General features: G+C 62.9%; 16 protein-coding genes. 5 read left to right on the forward strand and 11 right to left on the reverse strand.

Annotated features, from left to right (window positions below; translation table 11 throughout):
- Window positions 1-46 precede the first annotated feature (46 nt).
- Both AC1DLO_RS10960 and AC1DLO_RS10965 read left to right on the forward strand, forming a co-directional pair.
- Window positions 47-1,555 carry a DUF349 domain-containing protein gene (locus AC1DLO_RS10960; protein WP_476889766.1) on the forward strand — a complete coding sequence of 503 codons (1,509 nt, stop codon included), beginning with the start codon at window positions 47-49 and terminating at the stop codon, window positions 1,553-1,555.
- 90 nt (window positions 1,556-1,645) lie between these two features.
- On the forward strand, window positions 1,646-2,272 hold the full coding sequence (locus AC1DLO_RS10965) for a type IV toxin-antitoxin system AbiEi family antitoxin (RefSeq protein WP_476889767.1): 627 nt from the start codon (window positions 1,646-1,648) through the stop codon (window positions 2,270-2,272).
- 11 nt (window positions 2,273-2,283) lie between these two features.
- Here the strand turns inward: AC1DLO_RS10965 and AC1DLO_RS10970 are convergent, their stop codons facing one another.
- The 9 genes from AC1DLO_RS10970 to pdxT all read right to left on the reverse strand — a co-directional run bounded on the left by AC1DLO_RS10970 (window position 2,284) and on the right by pdxT (window position 12,162).
- Complete coding sequence (locus AC1DLO_RS10970) at window positions 2,284-4,677, reverse strand: RelA/SpoT family protein (RefSeq protein ID WP_476889768.1); 2,394 nt, start codon at window positions 4,675-4,677, stop codon at window positions 2,284-2,286.
- A gap of 147 nt (window positions 4,678-4,824) precedes the next feature.
- Entirely contained in the window at window positions 4,825-5,838 is a 1,014-nt protein-coding gene (gene secF, locus AC1DLO_RS10975; protein ID WP_184735003.1) for a protein translocase subunit SecF, read from the reverse strand.
- Window positions 5,838-7,592 (reverse strand): protein translocase subunit SecD, encoded by a 1,755-nt coding sequence (gene secD, locus AC1DLO_RS10980; protein ID WP_184735001.1) that lies wholly within the window; start codon window positions 7,590-7,592, stop codon window positions 5,838-5,840. Before secD ends, secF begins: the two co-directional genes overlap by 1 nt.
- Window positions 7,593-7,701: 109 nt before the next feature.
- A complete protein-coding gene (yajC, locus tag AC1DLO_RS10985; RefSeq protein WP_184735626.1) occupies window positions 7,702-8,085 on the reverse strand; it encodes a preprotein translocase subunit YajC in 384 nt (127 codons plus the stop codon).
- 189 nt (window positions 8,086-8,274) lie between these two features.
- Window positions 8,275-9,351, reverse strand: a complete 1,077-nt coding sequence (ruvB, locus tag AC1DLO_RS10990) for a Holliday junction branch migration DNA helicase RuvB (RefSeq protein ID WP_476889769.1) — start codon at window positions 9,349-9,351, stop codon at window positions 8,275-8,277.
- A complete protein-coding gene (gene ruvA / locus AC1DLO_RS10995) occupies window positions 9,344-9,988 on the reverse strand; it encodes a Holliday junction branch migration protein RuvA (RefSeq protein WP_184734996.1) in 645 nt (214 codons plus the stop codon). Before ruvA ends, ruvB begins: the two co-directional genes overlap by 8 nt.
- An 89-nt stretch (window positions 9,989-10,077) precedes the next feature.
- The gene (ruvC, locus tag AC1DLO_RS11000) at window positions 10,078-10,656 is read right to left on the reverse strand and encodes a crossover junction endodeoxyribonuclease RuvC (RefSeq protein ID WP_476889770.1); all 579 of its coding nucleotides are present in this window, start codon (window positions 10,654-10,656) and stop codon (window positions 10,078-10,080) included.
- A 45-nt stretch (window positions 10,657-10,701) separates the two neighbouring features.
- On the reverse strand, window positions 10,702-11,457 hold the full coding sequence (locus AC1DLO_RS11005; RefSeq protein ID WP_028267166.1) for a YebC/PmpR family DNA-binding transcriptional regulator: 756 nt from the start codon (window positions 11,455-11,457) through the stop codon (window positions 10,702-10,704).
- Between the two features lie 3 nt (window positions 11,458-11,460).
- On the reverse strand, window positions 11,461-12,162 hold the full coding sequence (gene pdxT / locus AC1DLO_RS11010) for a pyridoxal 5'-phosphate synthase glutaminase subunit PdxT (RefSeq protein WP_184734990.1): 702 nt from the start codon (window positions 12,160-12,162) through the stop codon (window positions 11,461-11,463).
- Between the two features lie 100 nt (window positions 12,163-12,262).
- On the opposite strand from pdxT, the gene AC1DLO_RS11015 reads away from it, so the two are divergent.
- Window positions 12,263-13,558, forward strand: a complete 1,296-nt coding sequence (locus tag AC1DLO_RS11015) for a MurT ligase domain-containing protein (RefSeq protein ID WP_476889771.1) — start codon at window positions 12,263-12,265, stop codon at window positions 13,556-13,558.
- Entirely contained in the window at window positions 13,555-14,307 is a 753-nt protein-coding gene (locus tag AC1DLO_RS11020) for a type 1 glutamine amidotransferase (protein WP_476889772.1), read from the forward strand. Before AC1DLO_RS11015 ends, AC1DLO_RS11020 begins: the two co-directional genes overlap by 4 nt.
- A 33-nt stretch (window positions 14,308-14,340) precedes the next feature.
- On the opposite strand, the gene AC1DLO_RS11025 is transcribed toward AC1DLO_RS11020, so the two are convergent.
- On the reverse strand, window positions 14,341-15,588 hold the full coding sequence (locus AC1DLO_RS11025; RefSeq protein ID WP_476889773.1) for a CapA family protein: 1,248 nt from the start codon (window positions 15,586-15,588) through the stop codon (window positions 14,341-14,343).
- 73 nt (window positions 15,589-15,661) lie between these two features.
- Here AC1DLO_RS11025 and AC1DLO_RS11030 point away from each other — a divergent pair, with 73 nt between their 5' ends.
- On the forward strand, window positions 15,662-17,674 hold the full coding sequence (locus AC1DLO_RS11030) for a M3 family metallopeptidase (protein ID WP_476889774.1): 2,013 nt from the start codon (window positions 15,662-15,664) through the stop codon (window positions 17,672-17,674).
- A 211-nt stretch (window positions 17,675-17,885) separates the two neighbouring features.
- Here AC1DLO_RS11030 and pdxS read toward each other — a convergent pair whose 3' ends face one another.
- The gene (gene pdxS / locus AC1DLO_RS11035; RefSeq protein ID WP_441438258.1) at window positions 17,886-18,812 is read right to left on the reverse strand and encodes a pyridoxal 5'-phosphate synthase lyase subunit PdxS; all 927 of its coding nucleotides are present in this window, start codon (window positions 18,810-18,812) and stop codon (window positions 17,886-17,888) included.
- Window positions 18,813-19,006 lie beyond the last annotated feature (194 nt).

Below are 19,006 nucleotides of genomic sequence, written 5' to 3' on the forward strand. Positions count from 1 at the left end.
AGGGCGCCTTACCTTAGTAATCCCTCCAAGCGAAAGACTTTTAGCGGTGACAGACAGTCAGAAATCCGACGAAACTGCAGTAATGGCCAACGAAGAAGAAATTCAGGCGCCGACACCCGGCGAAACCGGCGTTGAACCAGCTGCCCCGGCAGACGACGGGGCCGAGTCCGCACCGAAGCCAGCGTCTCCGGCGCCACGCCCGGCCTCCTCGCACGCACCGTCTCCTGCAGCGTTTGCTGCCCGTCCAAAGGCCCCTGCGAGCGTCATTCCGGCCGCACCGGCGGCCCAGCCCACCGCCGTGTCGCTCGCGGAGGCCGCCAAATGGGGGCGCGCCGAGGGCGATGGTCACGTCTTCCTGACCATCGACGGCGAAGAGCAGCCGGTGGGACAATATCCCGGCGTGAGCACTGACGAGGCGTTGGCCTACTTCGCCCGGAAGTACGAAGACGTGGTTGCGCAGATCGTCCTCATGGAACACCGCGTGGAGTCCAAGGCCCCGGCCACGGATATGCAGAAGACGGTCGACCACCTGCGCGAGCAGCTGGCTGAGCGCAACATGGTGGGCGACATCCGCACCGCGGAAACCCGCCTGGACGCGTTGGCCGGACAGATTTCCGAATTGGAGAAGTCCGAGAAGGCCGCGCACGAAGCCGCACGCTCCGCGGAACTCGCGGCACGCGAGGCGATCGTTGCCGAAGCCGAATCGATTGCGTCCCAGGATCCGTCCCAGGTCCAGTGGAAGACGTCGAGCGCCCGGATGAACGAACTCTTCGAGAGCTGGAAGACAGCCCAAAAGAACGGCATCCGGCTTGGACGAAGCAACGAGGACGCGCTGTGGAAGCGGTTCCGCTCGGCACGCACCGTCTTCGACCGCCACCGCCGCGCCTACTTCTCCCAGTTGGACAGCACGAACTCGGCAGCGAAGGTTGCCAAGGAACAGCTGATCGTTGAGGCCGAAGCCCTCTCCAGCTCCACGGACTGGGGTTTCGCAGCCGGTGAGTACCGCCGCCTCATGGACCAGTGGAAGGCCACGCCTCGCGCCAGCCGCAAGGACGACGACGCCCTCTGGCTACGCTTCCGCGCCGCCCAGGACGTCTTCTTCAGCAACCGCCAAGCCGCCAACGATGAGATTGACCAGCAGTACACGGCCAACCTTGCCGTCAAGGAAGAGCTCATCAAAGAGGCCCAGGCCTTGCTGCCGATCACCGATCTGAACGCCGCCAAAAAGGCCCTTCAATCCATCCGCGATCGCTGGGAAGAAGCCGGCAAGGTGCCCCGCGCCGACATGGGGAGGATTGAAGCCGGACTGCGCAAGGTAGAGGATGCCGTCCGGGAAGCCGAAGATGACAAGTGGCGCCGGAGCAACCCGGAGACCAAGGCCCGCACCAACAGCGCCCTGTCACAGCTGGAAGCTGCCATCGCCGGGCTGAAAGAAGACCTCGAAAAGGCGGAAAAAGCCGGGGACCAACGCCGCATCAAGGTTGCCCGCGAAGCCCTTGAAGCACGTGAGGCCTGGCTCGACCAGATCCAGCGCTCGGCCAACGACCTCGCCTAGGGCCATCTAAACTGACAGGCTCTGTCCCGGTTATCCACATAACCGGGACAGAGCCTGTTTTCATTGCGGCAGCCACGCGATGATTGCTGAATGGCCCTTGGATTCCCGCCCCCGCAACAGGACTTCCTTACCCAGGAAGTGTATGCGCCCAGCCCGCTGTTCACGTGGGCCGAGCTTCAATCAATGGCCGCAGACGGCGTGCTCACGCCACTCTACGAGAAGAGCTTCACCCCTCCTGGATTGGCTGTCACGCCACGGCTCCGCGCCCGAGCGGCCGCCTTGGTGGTACCGGATCGCATCCGCAGGAAAGTCATTGCCGGCCGGATGACTGCGGCCTGGATCTACGGCTGTGCCGATGCCCCCGAGAGGCTCTCGCTCCTGGTGGACGCGAAACACCGCATATCGAGCGTGCGCTCGGCCCGTGGCTGCATTCTGCACGAAGTCCGATTAGGCCAACTGGATGTGGTCAGCATCGGCGGTCTGATGGTGACCAGTCCTCTCCGGACGGCGGTGGATGTGGCCCTGAACGTCGAAGCCGACAGGGCCCTGCCCGCCCTGAGAATGATCTTGTCCAAGGATGAACTGGGCGTCCGCCTGAGGCTACTCAAGCTCGCTGTGGAGGCATCCCCAAGGGTCCCCCACAAGAAGTCCGCGTTGCGCAAGCTCGCCGCATTATCGACCCAGCCTCAGTCGCTCCCACCTGAGGCGGCCGCCTGACTTCCTACGGTTCAGCTTCTCCGGCGGTTTCCCGTCGTCCTGTAAACATCGAAGACGCCATCGATCCTGCGCACGGCACTAAGTACGTGGTGCAAGTACTTCGGGTCTCCCATTTCGAAGGCGAAGCGCGAGATGGCCACACGGTCGCTGGAGGTATGCACGGAAGCGGCCAGAATGTTGACGTGGTTCTCAGACAGCACGCGGGTGACATCCGACAGCAACGACTTCCGGTCAAGTGCTTCCACCTGGATCTCGACCAGGAAGACGCTGGACTGCGTGGGAGCCCATTCAACTTCGACGATGCGGTCCGGCTGGTCACGCAGATCCGAGACATTCGTACAGTCCGTGCGGTGTACCGACACGCCCGAGCCCCGGGTCACGAAGCCCAGGATCGGGTCAGGTGGGACAGGCGTACAACAGCGGGCCAGCTTAACCCAGACATCCCCGACTCCCCGGACAATGACGCCGGAGTCCGAGTACTTGGTCTTCTGAAGTTGCGAGGGGATGCTGACTTCGTCCAGGTCCTCGTCGGGTGTTTCATGGCCGCCAAGGTGCTCCATGAGCTTTTCCATGACGGACTGCGCCGAAGTGTGCCCATCACCTACACCGGCGTAGAGACCCGAAATATCTACGTAGTGGAACTCCTCTGCCACCGTCGACAGGGCGTCATGCGTCATCAGGCGTTGCAGCGGCAAGTTCTGCTTGCGCATGGCGCGGGTGAGCTGGTCCTTGCCGCGCTCGATAGCCTCTTCGCGCCGTTCCTTGCTGAACCATTGGCGGATCTTGTTCCGGGCCCGGGCGCTCTTGACGAAATGCTGCCAGTCCTGGCTCGGACCTGCCCCCTCGGCTTTGGAGGTGAATATCTCCACCCAGTCGCCGTGATTGAGCTCGCTGTTAAGCGGCACCAGTTTGCCGTTGACACGTGCACCGATGGTCCGGTGACCCACCTCGGTATGGACCGCGTATGCGAAGTCCACTGGCGTGGAGCCTGCGGGAAGGGCCATGACCTCGCCCTTGGGGGTGAAGACGAACACTTCACGGGCATTGATCTCAAAACGGAGGGAGTCCAGGAACTCACCCGGATCCGAGGTTTCCTGCTGCCAGTCGACCAGCGAACGCAACCAGCCCATGTCGCCGTCCTTGGGACTTCCCGGGCCCACAGCCGTCCGGTTGGGCTGGTCCTTGTATTTCCAGTGGGCCGCCACGCCATACTCGGCACGGCGGTGCATCTCGTGCGTACGGATCTGGATCTCGACAGGCTTGCCGCCAGGCCCGATGACCGTGGTGTGCAAGGACTGGTACATGTTGAACTTCGGCATGGCGATGTAGTCCTTGAACCGCCCGGGCAGGGGGTTCCAGCGCGAATGCAAGGTGCCAAGAGCGGCGTAACAATCACGGACGGAGTCCACCAGAACACGCACGCCCATCAGGTCGTTGATGTCGTCGAAGTCCTTGTCCCGGACGATCATCTTTTGGTAGATCGAGTAGTAGTGCTTGGGCCGTCCCGTGATGGTGGCCTTGATCCGGGCAACCCGCAGGTCTTCGGCAATCTGGTTGCGGATGACGCTCAAGCTCTTCTCGCGCTCCGGGGTGCGGTCCCCCACCATCCGGACGATCTCCTCGTACACCTTCGGGTACAAGGCGGCGAAAGAAAGGTCTTCGAGTTCCCACTTGATGGTGTTCATGCCCAGGCGATGGGCCAGAGGCGCAAAGATCTCGAGTGTTTCACGCGCTTTGCGGGCAGACGATTCAGCGGAAACGAACCTCCACGTGCGTGCATTGTGCAGGCGGTCCGCAAGCTTGATCATCAGCACGCGGATGTCCTTGGCCATGGCCACAACCATCTTGCGGACGGTCTCGGATTGCGCGGCTTCACCGAATTGAACCTTGTCCAGCTTGGTGACGCCGTCCACGAGCATCGCGACCTCGGGGCCGAAGTCACGGGTCAAGTCAGCGAGGGTGTAAGGCGTGTCCTCCACTGTGTCGTGCAAGAGTGCAGCAGCCAGGGTGGTGCCAGTGAGCCCGAGCTCGGCCAGGATCGTGGCCACCGCCACGGGGTGCGTGATGTATGGATCGCCGCTCTTGCGCTTCTGCCCTTGATGGCTGCGCTCGGCTACCGTGAAGGCCCGCTGGATGAGGTCGAGGTCTTCCTTGGGGTTGTTCGCCCTGACTGTCCGCAGAAGAGGTTCAAGGATAGGCGAATACGTGCTCGCCCCGCGCCCTGTTAGTTTCGCCAGCCTGGAGCGCGTCCGTTCGCGCCGTCCGGGAAACGTCGGGCGCACGCCTGGGCTGTCCACGGGAACACCACCCGAGGTGCTGCCCGTAGCTGCAGAAGCGGTGCCGGGCACGCGGCTCAGGCCGTCTTCCCCGCCCGCCGGTGGCGCCGACGTCGTACGTTCCTCCACAAAAGCACCTCTCACGACTGACTTAATTCTCCCAGTCTATTCCCGCTGGTGACCTGTCCAAGAACCGGTACCCACATGACGGGGCAGGGAACGGAAAGGGCCGGCACCGCAATTCAGCGGTGACCGGCCCTTTCGAGGGACCCCAGGTTAGACGGGGGCAGTTTCCGAACTCGAGCTGGCGGCGGCCGCGCGACGATTCGCCACCTTCTTGGCCTGCTTCTGGAGCTCCGGTTCGCTCTGGCGCAGCCACGCGTAAAGCGGTGCTGCGATGAAGATCGTGGCAGCGGTACCGATCAGGATGCCAACGAACAATGCCAGGGAGAGGTCTCGCAACGTTCCCGCTCCCAACAGGCCGGCACCGATGAAGAGAATCGCGGCGACAGGAAGCACCGCCACCATCATGGTGTTGATGGAGCGCACCAAAGTTTGGTTGACGGCAAGGTTGACCTCTTCGGCAAAAGTGCGCCGGCTGGAGGTGCCGATGTCCGAGGTGTTTTCGCGGATCTTGTCGAAAACCACCACGGTGTCGTAGAGGGAATAGCTCAGAACCGTCAAGAAGCCGATAATAGCCGACGGTGTCACCTCAAAATCGCTCAAGGAGTAGACGCCTGCGGTGCTGAACATCGTGACCAACATGCCGGCAAGGGCGGAAACCGACATCTTCCAGGTGCGGAAGTACAAAGCCATCAAAAGAGCGGCCAAACCGACGAAAACCGCAAGGCCAATCAGGGCCTGCTTGGTGACATCCTGGCCCCAGGTGGGGCCAATGAAGGTTGAGGTGACCTCGTTGTCCGTGACGCCGTAGGCCTTCGCGAGGCCAGCCTTGATCTTGATGGTTTCGTCGTCACTGAGCTTGTCCGTCTGGATCCGCATGGTGTTGCCGGCCACGTTTGCGACGCGCGGGATCGCGCTCGAAACAACACTGTGAACAGTCTTTTCACCGACTCCGGGATCCGTCGTCTTGACGTTGGAGACCGTGAACTCAGAGCCGCCCCGGAAATCGATCCCGAGGTTGTAGCCGCCCTTGACCACCGGCAGGAGGATGGAAATCGCCACTGCGACTGCGGCGATGATGAACCAGATCTTCTTGGCACCGACGAAGTTGTAGGAGCGCTTGCCCGTGTAGAGCTCGTTACCGAATTTAGCGAAGCTCGTGGTCATTACTTCTCCTCCTTGGTGCCGTTGGAAGAACCAGCCAGCTGCGCTTGCTTTTCCGCAAGCCGGCGTTCGGCGATGGTCATGCGGCGCTCTGCTTCCGCTGCGGCACCTGTGTTGCGGGCGCGCACGACGGCGGGCTTTTCCGTCGGCGTGCGGAGCCTGCCAGCACCGCGGTACAGCGGCACGGCGCCGAGGCGCTCAGGGTCCAGACCGGAGAAACGGTGGCCTTCCCCGAAGAACTTGGTCCGCGCCAACACCTGAAGGGTCGGGTGCGTGAACATGAACACAACCAGCAGGTCTGCCAAGGCGGTGAGGCCGAGGGTGAAGGCAAAGCCGCGAACGTTTCCAACGGCAACGAAGTAGAGAACCAAAGCCGCGAGCAGGTTGACCGCCTTGGAAGCCAGCACGGTTCGCTTGGCGCGCTTCCAACCATTCTCAACGGCCGATACGAGGCCCTTGCCTTCGCGCAGTTCGTCACGGATGCGTTCGAAGTACACAATGAACGAGTCGGCCGTCTGGCCGATGGCCACGATCAGGCCCGCCACGCCGGCAAGCGAAAGGCGATAGTTCTCCGTCCAGCCAAGAATCGCGATGGCGAGGTAGGTAAGCCCGCCCGCCACCACGAGGGAGGCGATGGTAACGAAGCCCAGTGCCCGGTACTGGAAGAGCGAGTAAACCACGACGAGCAGAAGGCCAATCACACCGGCCATGAGTCCCAGGCGCAGTTGATCGCCACCGAGGGTAGCCGAGATCTGCTCCTCGGACTGGATGTCGAAGCTGATGGGAAGGGCACCGTACCGCAACTGGTCTGCCAGGGCCTTTGCGGATGCTTCCGTGAAGTTACCGGTGATCTGCGGCTTCCCATCAGTGATAACGGCAAGGGCACGCGGCGCAGAGATGACCTGATCGTCCAAGACGATGGCGAACTGGGCCTTGGGGTCGTTGCCACCCTGTGCCTGCGATGCCACGTAGAACTGGTTAAGCCTTTGCGTAACGTCCTTGAAGGTCTTGGTGGCGTTAGCGTCGAACGTGATGGTCACGCCCCAGGCATTGGTGACGGAGCCCTGGGCGCCCTGAACGGGATCGAAGGAGGACGACACGATGTCCTGGCCCTTCACTTCAACCGGGCCAAGGATGTACTTGACGGCAGGGGTGGTCGCCGTTGCGGGCTCACACGTCACCAAGGGCTTGGCGGGATCGGACCGCGGCTGCTTGTCCTGGGCCGGATTGGCGCAGTCCAGGGCTTCGAATGCCTTGTAGACATCCGCAGTTACCCAGTTGGTGTCACTGGCGTTCGTCGGCGCAGCCGTGGGCTTGGGCAGGCTTGCGTCCGGAGTCCGCGATGCCGCCGGTACCGCCGCAGGGTCTCCCGCCGTGATGACGGGACGGAAGTTCATGTCCGCCGAGGCCTGAATCAAGGCACGGGTTTCCGAACTGGGCGTGCCAGGGAGGCTGACAACCACGTTCCGGCCGGACTGCGTGGTGATTTCCGCTTCGGCTACGCCTGAGCTGTCAACGCGCTGGCGAATAATCGCCACAGCTTGGTTCAGCTGTTCCTCGTTGATGCCCGAGGAACCCTCGACCTTCGGTGCGAGGATCATCTGCGTACCGCCCTCAAGGTCAAGCGCGAGCTTTGGTGCCCAGCTTGCATGACCAGTGATGACGCCGCCACCGAGGACTGCTGTCAGTACAGCGAATATTGCGACAAGCCAGATCAGCACCCTGCGGGCTGCATTTTTGTGGCCGGTTCGTGCCATGTTCGATCTTCCTGTTGATGACGGAACAGCCGCCGACGTGCACTGGTGAGCGCAGGCCGGCGGCGATTCATTGCCGTAGAACTATTCCCGCTGGTGATGCGGGTACGGACTAGCTGTCCTTCTTGCCCTCATCGTTGAGGTGCTTGAGGGTTTCCTCCGGGGTCTCAGCAGGGGCTGGCGCGTCGGTGTCAGCGGCCGTCAGGGACGACGCATCATCAGGAACGTCAACAGCCGCTTCCTCGGCGGGCTCAACAATCTTTGTAACGGCCTGACGGTGCACAGTAGCCAGGTTGCCGGGAGACAGTTCAAGGACAACTTTGTTCTCGGCGTCGTCCATCGAGACGATTCGACCGAACAGACCGAAGCTGGTCATGACGTCAACGCCAGGAGCGAACTGGGACTGCAGCTTGGCCTGCTGTTGCTGCGTCTTCTTGTTGCGGCGGAACATCATGAAGATGAAGACGCCAAGCATGGCAAACAGCAGGATTGTCATTGGATCCACAGGGAAGTTCCGTTCTTTACTTACGTTTTTGGTTTCACGGCCATGTCTGCCCGGTGGATCCGACGGCCGTGGAGCTTTCCCCACTTGGCCGCACAATGCTCCGACGGGCGGGCATAGAACCAAGGACTCGAACGTGCCGAGTGTCATACCAGTCTAGAGGCTAAAGCTGAATAGATCGTGCTAACGCCCGGTATCGATGATTTCGGACTCGTTTTCGCTGGCCTCGAACAACGCCAGCGGATCCTGCCCGAACACTCCGGCCGGCACGGCATATCCAAGGTGGGTCCATGCGGACGCCATGGCAATCCTGCCCCGCGGTGTCCGCCCCAGAAGCCCTTCACGAACAAGGTATGGCTCAGCCACGGTCTCAACCGTCTCGGTCTCTTCCCCGACAGCAATCGCGAGGGTGGACAGCCCCACCGGGCCCCCGTTGAACTTGGTGATGAGAGCTTCCAGGACGGCGCGGTCCAAACGGTCCAGTCCGCGCTGGTCCACTTCGTACATGTCCAAAGCGGCAGAGGCAGCACGGGCGTCGATCTGTTCGATTCCGTGGACCAAGGCCCAGTCTCGCACGCGGCGCAGCAGACGGTTGGCGATACGCGGTGTTCCACGGGAACGGCCGGCGATCTCGCTGAACCCGGCGGAATTGACCTTCAAGTCAAGAAGTCCTGCTGAGCGGCGCAGAACCAACTCAAGCTCTGCCACCGAGTAGAACTCCAGATGCCCGGTAAATCCGAAACGGTCACGCAATGGTCCGGGTAGGAGTCCGGCCCGGGTAGTCGCCCCCACGAGGGTGAAAGGTGGCAGCTCCAGCGGAATAGCGGTTGCCCCTGCCCCCTTGCCCACCACGATGTCCACCCGGAAATCTTCCATGGCCATGTACAGCATTTCCTCGGCGGGCCGGGACATCCGGTGGATTTCATCGAGGAAGAGCACTTCGCCTTCTGAAAGCGAGGAGAGAATAGCAGCCAGATCCCCGGCATGCTGGATGGCCGGTCCGCTGCTGATACGCAAGGGAGCGTTCATCTCGGCAGCGATGATCATGGAGAGCGTGGTCTTGCCCAGTCCCGGGGGGCCCGAAAGCAGCACGTGGTCTGCGCTGCGCCCACGCATTCTCGAGGCCTCCAGGACGAGTGAAAGTTGCTTGCGAACACGGTGCTGACCGACGAAGTCGTGGAGGTTCTTCGGGCGCAGCGCGGCCTCGATGATCCGCTCCTCGGGCTCCTCTCCCCCCGCAACGAGGGACTGCTCAGCCACGGCTGCCTACCCGGTTTCCTGCGCGGGCGCCATCCTGGCCGAGCCAACGCAGGGTAGCGCGCAGGATGTGGGCGACATTACCGGCGTCCGCAAGCTCCGGGGAATCCGCCATTGCCTTGTCGATGCTGCCGGCGGCATCCTTCTCAGACCAGCCGAGACTCGTCATGGCCGCGACCACTTGCGGCTTCCAGACCGTTTCGGCGGCGACGGCGGGGGCAGCCCCCGGCGCGGTGCCGTGCGGTACAAGCTTGCCCGCAAGCTCCAGGACGATCCTGCCGGCCACCTTGGGCCCGATGCCGGGAACTTTGGTGAAAGACTTGGCGTCACCGGAATGGGCAGCAACCCGAATTGCTTCGGGTTCATGAACGGCCAGTACGGCGAGGGCCAACCGCGGCCCCACCCCGCTCACACTGAGCAGGACATCGAAAACCTCCCGCTCGTCGTCGTTCGAGAAACCAAAGAGCGTCAGGGAGTCCTCCCGGACGATCAACGAGGTGAACAGCTTCGCTTCCTGGCCGACATGCAGGTGGCTGAGGGTCTGGGGCGTGGCATAGACGCTCATTCCGGCACCGTTGAGATCGATAACAGCCGTGGACAGGCTGACGTGTGCCACGGTTCCGCGGAGAAAACTGATCAAGACCCGGCTCCTGAAGTACTGCCCCGTGCATGCTGCGCCGCGGGCTATCCGAACATATCTACGAATACCTTAGCAAGGGCCATGGACAATTACCGGGCGCGGCGCGCTTTCGTCTCGGCTTCAGCCCAGGCCCTCTGGGCGGGCGTCAGCGCGCTACTCCCTGGTCCGGTGGTCGCAACGGCGGCGCCGCTGCCTGCCCGCCACGCGTGCGTGACGGCAAGGGCCAGCGCGTCTGCGGCGTCCGCGGGACGGGGCGGGGCGTCGAGGCGCAGGATCTTGGTAATGAGTTTCGTCACGGCCTCCTTGTTGGAGGTACCGCTACCCGTGACAGCGGCTTTGACCTCCGACGGCGTATGGAGTGCCACCGGGATACCGCGTCGCGCGGCGGCGGCGATGACCACGCCGGACGCCTGGGCCACACCCATGACCGTGCTCACGTTCAACTGGGAGAAGACCCGTTCCACCGCAAGTACGTCGGGTTTGTAGAGGTCGAGCCATTCATCGATCGCCTCAGCGATGACCAGCAACCGCTGGTCCAATGACTGCTCCGGCGAGGTTCCCACGACGCAGACGGCCACCATGGTGGCGCGCCGGTTCCGTTCGACGTCGACCACTCCGATGCCGCAACGGGTGAGGCCCGGATCGACTCCCAATACGCGAAGAGTCAAGTCCGGGCCTCCCTGTTTGTTATGAAGCTGTGTCGCAAGAAGGCGCTACTCGGCTTCGAGGGCAGCCTGGACTTCCTCGCTCATGTCCGCGTTGGTGTAAACGTTCTGGACGTCGTCGAGATCCTCAAGGGCATCGACGAGCTTCATGAACTTCTTGGCGCCGTCGAGGTCCAGCGGCACCTGCATGGAGGGCACAAACTCGGCTTCGTCCGACTCGTATTCGATGCCGGCTTCCTTGAGGGCGTCGCGGATTGCCTGGAGATCGGTGGGCTCCGAGTGGATTTCCCAGTTCTCTCCGCTGTCCTTGACTTCCTCGGCGCCGGCGTCGAGCACGGCCATCAGGATGTCGTCTTCGCTGAGCCCGTTTTTGGGCAGGTTGACGACGCCCTTGCGGGTGAAGAGGTAGCTGACGGAACCGGGATCGGCAATGGTGCCGCCGTTGCGGGAGATAGCCAGCCGGACCTCGGAGGCGGCACGGTTCTTGTTGTCCGTAAGGCACTCGATCAGGAGGGCGGAACCCTGCGGGCCGCGGGCTTCGTACATGATCTCCGTGTAGTCGACCACTTCGCCTGTCAGACCGGCTCCGCGCTTGATGGCGCGGTCGATGTTATCAGCGGGGACCGATGTCTTCTTGGCTTTGGTGACAGCCAGTTCCAGGCTGGGGTTGCCGGCAAGGTCCGGTCCGCCCATGCGGGCCGCAACTTCGATGTTCTTGATCAGTTTGGCGAACGACTTTGCCCGGCGGCTATCGAGGATGGCCTTCTTGTGCTTGGTCGTCGCCCATTTGGAGTGGCCTGACATGCTTTAAACTTCCCCTCTGATCATTCGAATAAACAATTCATGCACGCGCTTCTCCCCAGTCACTTCCGGGTGGAAGGAGGTGGCCAGCAACCGACCTGAGCGCACTGCAACAATTCTAGCCAACCCGTGCAAAGTGTCGGTGTGGGTGGCTTTTCCCGGTTCCACCTGGGCAAGGATTTCGACGCCGGGACCCACGCGCTCCACCCACGGTCCGCGGATGAAGACGGCGTGGACGGGGTCGACGCCGGACTCGCCTGCGCTGAACTCGAGGCCTTTGAAATCAAGGTCGGTTTCGAAAGACTCGCGCTGCCGGCCGAAGGCGTTGCGACGGACCGTGATGTCCAATCCACCGAAAGTCTGCTGGGGGTTCCCGCCGAGGTCCGTGGCGGGATCGGCGATGTCGTCCGCCAGCAGGATCATGCCGGCGCAGGATCCATAGACCGGCAGCCCGGACGCGATCTGTTTGCGGATGGGATCGGCGAGTTCAAAGATGCGCGCCAGCTTATCGATGGTGGTGGACTCACCGCCGGGAATAATGAGGCCGTCAATGTCGTCGAGTTCTGCCGGACGCCGGATGCCGACGCCGGTGGCACCGGCCGCTTCGACGGCGTGGAGGTGCTCACGGAAATCGCCTTGTAGGGCGAGGACGCCGATGCGCAGGCCGGAACCCACGCTTGATGACGCCTCGGAAGGGGGATTGGTCATTCGACCATCATAATGCGCCGCTGATGCCAGGCTCGCCCCGGGGCCCAACCACGGGCTCACGGCACGTGGTCCATGCCCCAACTGGGATATATTACAGAGCATGTTTTCGTTCACCGTTCCACTCGGCAAGCTGGTCCGTGCTGTGTCCCGGCTTCGCGGCGGAGGTTCGGCTCTGCCTGGCCTCGTGGTCGAGAAGATCGACCCCGGCTTCATGCAACGGACGCTGTCCTCGCTCCCCCATGGCGTGGCAGTGGTGAGTGGGACCAATGGCAAGACGACCACCACCAAGATGGTGGTGGAACTGCTTGAAAGCCAAGGCTTGAAGGTCTTCACCAACCGCACGGGCAGCAACTTCACCCGCGGCGTGGCAGCGGCCCTCCTGGGTGAGGTGGACTGGCGCGGCAGGCTGGACGCCGACGTCGCGGTGTTGGAACTTGACGAGGCACATGCCGTGCACTTCGTGAACAAGGTCCCGCCGCGCTTTTGCCTCCTCCTCAATGTTCTTCGCGATCAGCTGGATCGTTTCGGCGAAATCGACACGACTGCGCTGCTTCTTCAGCGCATCGCCGAAAGAACCACGGGAACCGTGGTCTTGAACCGCGAGGATCCGCGGGTCGCCCGGATCGCAGGAGCGATAAAGGGTCCCGAGGTGCTCTACTTCGGTTTGGACGAATCGCTGCGCAGCACCTTCCCGAACGACGACGACATGCGCGCGGCGGCTCCCGGAACTAGCGCTCAAGGTGAGCTTCCCGCCGTCGAAGCGGCCGACGTCGTGCTCCGCCGGGTCGGTGCCGACGACGCCGACTTCGAGTTCGACGGAACCCTAGTGACGACGCACATGAAACTCCGCGGCGTCTACAACATCTTCAACGCGGCCGCCGCGTTGGTGCTGGCCAGGAGCATCACAGGAGCTAGCGGACGGCCCGGCGACGCAGCCAAGCTGGTCAAGGCACTCTCCGAGGTGGCTCCGGCCTTTGGCCGCGGGGAGAGCCTGACGGTGGATGGCCAGCCCCTTGAGTTGGTGCTGGTGAAGAACCCGAGCGGTTTCCGCCTGGGCCTGAAGTCCTTCCCGGCGAAGGGCTACGCCTCCATGATCGCCATCAACGACAACTACGCCGACGGCCGCGACATGTCCTGGCTCTGGGACGTTGAATTCGAGTCACTCCGCGAGGACGGTGTCGAGGTCCTCACCGGTGTCCGCGCGTACGACATGGCCCTGCGGCTCCAGTACGACGACGTCCGTTTCGGTTCCGTAGATACGGATATCCCCGCGGCCTTGACCGAATTCATCCGGGGTTCGGCGGGCAAACCCAAGCGGGTTTTCTGCACTTACACGGCAATGTTGGCCATCCGCCGTGAACTCTCCAAAATCACCACAGTGGAGGTGGTCTCATGACGTCGGCCGAAGACACTGCACAACACGGAAGCAAGGGCACCATCCGGGTGCTGCAGCTGTATCCCCGCGACATGAACATCTACGGGGACTGGGGCAACTCCCTGGTCCTGCGGCAGCGCCTGCTCTGGCACGGCTACACACCTGACCTTCTTGAGTACAACGTGGGCGACGACTTCCCCGAACATGTTGACATCATTGTGGGCGGCGGTGGCCAGGACAGCGGCCAGCTCGTCATTCAGGACGACCTCCAGGCACGCGGCGATCAACTCCGCGGGATGGCGGAGGACGGAACGCCCATGCTGGTCATTTGCGGGCTGTACCAGCTCTTCGGCAAGTTCTTTAAGACGAAGGCGGGCCCCGTCATCCCGGGAATCGGCGTCCTGGACGTCGAAACGGTGGGCACCGACGAGCGGCTCATCGGCAACGTCGCGCTCACCTCACCGGAGTTCGGCGAAATCCTGGGCTACGAAAACCACAGCGGGCAGACCTCGCTTGGCCCCGGCGTCGAGCCCCTCGGCACAGTATCCAAGGGTGCCGGCAACAACAGCAAAGACGGCCATGAAGGCGCGCGACACCGCAACGTCGTTGCCAGTTACCTTCACGGATCCTTGCTGCCCAAGAATCCGGCCATCGCCGACTTCCTCATCCGGACCGCCGTCGAACGCAAGTACGGCACCTTTGTTCCCGGGGCGCCCGACGACGGCTTTGCTCGCCTGGCGCGCGAACACGCGGCGCGGCGCCCGCGCTAGCCGCGCACCGTGCGAACGGGCTGGGCAGCGTAGCTATTTCTCCTTGGTGATGAGGAGTTCATGCGCTCCGGCCGCTGCCGCGCCCATGGACTCAACCACTGTCCTTGTACGGGCCCGTGTTTCCGCATCGGCGGCAGGCGTGGCACAAACGCCCTGTGGAGCGTCGCTGGCAACCGAACACCATCGGTACGGATTTCGCACGATGACCGAAGGCGCCCACGCGAGGTCCGAGGCAGTCCACTTGCCACGCTGATCCTGGCTGAACTGCGCCCTCACCAGCAAGCCCTCATTGTTGACGACATACCAAGGCGACAGTTCCGTCACGCCATTGCCGAGGCCATACACGATCCAGGTTCCCTTGTACTTTTCGATCGGCAGCACCGAATGCGTGTGGTGGCCATAGATCATCGTGAATTGCCCGCTGTCCACCAGGGCGTGCGCCACGTCCTGCTGCTGGGCGTTGGCTTGGCTCGCATACTCATCACCGGCATGCATGACGCCCAGCACGATGTCGGCGCCCATCGAACGCGCCTTCTTGGCTTTCTCGATCATGACGGCAGGGTCGAGCATGTCCACTTGCCAGTCATATGCTGGAACCTGGCCGTTGAGCCCGTAGGCCCCGGCAATCACTGCGACAGTGGCAGAGTCAGTCTTCAAGAGCAGGATGCCTTCGGATTCCGCCTGCGTGCGATACGAACCCGTGTGCTTCAGTCCGGCCGCGTCCAGTGCGTCGAGGGTCCGGACGACTCCGGCTGTTCCCTGGTCGATCGTGTGGTTGCTGGCCGAGGTGCACGCCTGGTATCCCACCGCTTTGGAAGCGGTGGTGATCTGGGGCGGGACGTTGAAAGACGGGTAGGCCGAGAACGGGCCCTGCGGGACAGCAACGGGAGTCTCGAGGTGGCAGATGGCCAAATCGCTCTGCTTGATGTATTTCCGTTGCCCCTCAAGGAGCGGCCCAAAATCGTAGCCGGTCCCGCCCGCGGCGATGGCATCCTGCTTCGCTTGCTGCCAAAGCTGCGCGTGGACCAGCATGTCTCCCGTGACCAGAACGGAAGCACAGCGCAGGGCGACGCACTCAGGACCCTTGCCGGGTGTCGGCGTCGGGGTGGGTGTCGGGGTGGAAGTGGGAGTCGCTGGGCCCACAGTGGCCTGAGCTGCACTGGACTTCTTGGAGTCGAGCTCGGCAACCACTCCGCATCCCACAGCCGCGGTGAGCAAAGCGGCAGAGGCCGCAGCCAGTACTGACAAACGCTTGCGGGTGGGTGCGGCCATGGCCCTCATCCTACGACGGCGGGTACGCCGAATCGCGCAGGACATCGTTGTGAACCGGGGCCCTGCGTGAAAGGGTTGCTTGATGACGAACCCTCTTTTGGAGCCGAGCAAGCTTCCTTTCGGATTGCCACCCTTTGCAGAGATCCAGGACCGCCACTACGCAGGGGCAGTGGATGCGGGCATCGCTGAGCACCTGGCCGAAATCCAGTCCATCGTGGACAATCCGGAGCCCGCATCCTTCGAGAACGCGGCGGTTGCGATGGAACGCTCCGGTCGCCTGCTGGAGCGGGCAGCGGCATCATTCTTCACCTTGGTTTCCGCCCATGCTTCCGAGGCTATCCAGAAGCTCGAAACGGAACTGTCTCCGCGTTTCGCGGCCCACCAGGACGCCGTTTACCTCAACCGCGAGCTGTACGAGCGATTCGCAGCCGTAGACACTTCAGGGCTCGATGAGGAGTCCACCCGGCTGGTGCAGGAATACTTGAGGGAATTCCGCCAGTCCGGGATTCAGCTTGATCCCGACGACCAAGAAAAGCTCAAGAGCCTCAATGCCGAGCTGTCCCGTTTAGGCACCGAGTATGGCCAACGCGTCAAGGAAGCCATGAAGGATGCGGGCCTTGTGCTGGACGACGCCGCAGAACTTGCCGGTATGCCGGCGGACGAGATCGCCAGCGCTGCCGAGGCAGCACGCACTGCAGGATATGAGGGGAAATACCTCCTGACTCTTATCCAGCCGAGCAACCAGCCCGCTCTGGCTTCTTTGGAGAACCGCGAGCTCCGCCGCCGCTTGTTTGAGGCATCCGTCGCTCGGGGCAGCGACGGCGGCAGACTGGACGTCCTGGAGCTCGCGAAGTCGATGGCGCGCTTGAGGGCTGAAAAGGCAGCCCTTCTGGGGTTCGGAAACTACGCGGAACTATTCATGGACCGGCAGACTGCACCAGATTTCGCGGCCGTGCAGGCGATGCTCAACCGGCTCGCTCCTGCAGCTATCCGGAACGCCGACGCCGAAGCGGCTGCCTTGGCGGAGAGCGCAGGGCACCCGCTGGAAGCCTGGGACTGGGCGTACTACTCCGCGAAGGTCCGACGGGAGCGATATGCGGTGGACGAGCAGCTCTTGCGACCCTATTTCGAATTGGACCGGGTGCTGGTGGATGGAGTGTTCTTCGCAGCCACGAGCCTCTTCGGTATTACCTTCCATGAGCGGAACGACCTTGAGGGGTACCACCCCGACGTCCGCCTCTGGGAGGTCCGCAATGAGGACGGCTCTGAGCTTGGACTGTTTCTGGGCGACTACTACTCCCGCGATACAAAGCGCGGTGGCGCCTGGATGAACTCGCTCGTCGAACAATCAGCACTCCTGGGCACCAAGCCAGTGGTAGTCAACAACCTGAACATCTCCAAACCGCCAGCCGGAGAACCGACCCTTCTCACCCTGGACGAAGTCCGGACCACTTTCCACGAGTTCGGCCATGCCCTGCACGGGCTCTTCTCCAACGTCACGTATCCGCGGTTTTCCGGAACCTCGGTTCCCCGGGATTTCGTGGAGTACCCGTCCCAGGTCAACGAGATGTGGATCATGTGGCCAGAGATTATCGGCAACTATGCCCGGCACTACGCCACCGGCGAGCTGCTCCCCCGGGAGATCGTTGATCGTCTCAACGAGTCCAAGCTCTGGGGCGAGGGATTCGCTACCACGGAATACCTTGGCGCGGCACTATTGGACTTGGCTTGGCACGTGCTGGAAGCGGAAGGCGTTCCCCAGGATGCCCAGGATTTCGAGGCTAAAGCGCTGACTGCAGCCGGAGTGGCGCATTCCCTCATTCCGCCCCGGTACCGCACGGGCTACTTTCAACACATCTTCGCCGGCGATTTCTACGCAGCCGGGTACTACTCCTACATCTGGAGTGAGGTGCTGGACGCGGAAACGGTGGACTGGTTCACGGAAAACGGCGGGCTTCTGCGCCAGAACGGTGAACGATTCCGCTCGGAACTGCTCTCCCGTGGTAACAGCCGGGATCCGCTGGAATCCTTCCGCGCGCTCCGGGGACACGATGCTTCCCTGGAGCCGCTCCTCAAGCGCCGCGGACTCAAGTAGCCTGGCCGGCCGACCCAACTGACTCGCAGTTGTTGTCGTTATGGCGCCTCATAACGACAACAACTGCGAGTCAGTTGGGTGTTAACGCACGACGCCGGTCGGTCACCGTAGAAGGTGACCGGCCGGCGTCGTAATTCAGAAGCTCAACGCGATGGATGGCGTGATCCGGCAGCGCCAACGGGGCACCGGAAGTAGCGCCGTCAGGCGGTACTTACCAGCCGCGCTCGGCGAGGCGGTGGGGTTCGGGGATTTCCTCGACGTTGATGCCCACCATGGCTTCGCCGAGGCCGCGGGAGACCTTGGCGATGACGTCGGGGTCGTCGAAGAAGGTGGTGGCCTTCACGACGGCGGCGGCACGCTGGGCCGGGTTGCCGGACTTGAAGATGCCCGAGCCGACGAACACGCCGTCCGCGCCGAGCTGCATCATCATGGCCGCGTCGGCCGGGGTGGCGATGCCGCCGGCGGTGAACAGCACGACGGGAAGCTTGCCGGTCGCGGCGACTTCCTTGACGAGTTCGTACGGTGCCTGCAGTTCCTTGGCCGCGACGTAGAGTTCGTCCTCGGGCAGGGTGGAGAGGCGGAGGATCTCGGCGCGGATCTGGCGCATGTGGGTGGTGGCGTTGGAGACGTCGCCGGTGCCGGCCTCGCCCTTGGAACGGATCATGGCCGCGCCCTCGTTGATGCGGCGCAGCGCCTCACCGAGGTTGGTGGCACCGCAGACGAAGGGAACCGTGAAGTTCCACTTGTCGATGTGGTGGGTGTAGTCGGCCGGGGTCAGGACCTCGGACTCGTCGATGTAGTCCACGCCCAGGGACTGCAGGACCTGGGCCTCGACGAAGTGCCCGATCCGGGCCTTGGCCATGACGGGGATGGACACGGCGGCAATAATCTGGTCGATCATGTCCGGGTCCGACATGCGGGACACGCCGCCCTGGGCGCGGATGTCCGCAGGAACGCGCTCGAGCGCCATCACGGCCACGGCACCGGCATCTTCGGCGATGCGGGCCTGCTCGACGTTGACGACGTCCATGATGACGCCGCCCTTGAGCATCTCGGCCATACCGCGCTTCACGCGGCTGCTGCCCGTAACGCTGGCTGCGGACGAACCGGCTTCGTTGCTTACATCAGGTGTAGACACAAAAACCCCTATGGGTAGATAGAAGACCTTGGCCGGGGCGCAGGCGGACAGGGGGCCACGCACAGCGCACACCGGATTTCCAGGTCACATTGACCAAGTAACTTCAATACTAGTCCCCTGTGCTGGGCCCGTCGTACTTGATTACCAGCTTCCGGCCACGCAGTTCCGCAAGTGGCTGGAGGCGCTCGGCGGGT

The sequence above is a fragment of the Arthrobacter sp. 01T419 genome, from assembly GCF_056398865.1.

What these genes read in the sequence shown, in the direction of transcription:
- AC1DLO_RS10965 (WP_476889767.1), top strand. Translation starts at nt 1,646, where the DNA reads ATGGCCCTTGGATTCCCGCCCCCGCAACAGGACTTCCTTACCCAGGAA.
- secF (WP_184735003.1), bottom strand. Translation starts at nt 5,838, where the DNA reads ATGACCACGAGCTTCGCTAAATTCGGTAACGAGCTCTACACGGGCAAG.
- secD (WP_184735001.1), bottom strand. Translation starts at nt 7,592, where the DNA reads ATGGCACGAACCGGCCACAAAAATGCAGCCCGCAGGGTGCTGATCTGG.
- yajC (WP_184735626.1), bottom strand. Translation starts at nt 8,085, where the DNA reads ATGACAATCCTGCTGTTTGCCATGCTTGGCGTCTTCATCTTCATGATG.
- AC1DLO_RS11005 (WP_028267166.1), bottom strand. Translation starts at nt 11,457, where the DNA reads ATGTCAGGCCACTCCAAATGGGCGACGACCAAGCACAAGAAGGCCATC.
- pdxT (WP_184734990.1), bottom strand. Translation starts at nt 12,162, where the DNA reads ATGACCAATCCCCCTTCCGAGGCGTCATCAAGCGTGGGTTCCGGCCTG.
- AC1DLO_RS11015 (WP_476889771.1), top strand. Translation starts at nt 12,263, where the DNA reads ATGTTTTCGTTCACCGTTCCACTCGGCAAGCTGGTCCGTGCTGTGTCC.
- AC1DLO_RS11020 (WP_476889772.1), top strand. Translation starts at nt 13,555, where the DNA reads ATGACGTCGGCCGAAGACACTGCACAACACGGAAGCAAGGGCACCATC.
- AC1DLO_RS11025 (WP_476889773.1), bottom strand. Translation starts at nt 15,588, where the DNA reads ATGAGGGCCATGGCCGCACCCACCCGCAAGCGTTTGTCAGTACTGGCT.
- AC1DLO_RS11030 (WP_476889774.1), top strand. Translation starts at nt 15,662, where the DNA reads ATGACGAACCCTCTTTTGGAGCCGAGCAAGCTTCCTTTCGGATTGCCA.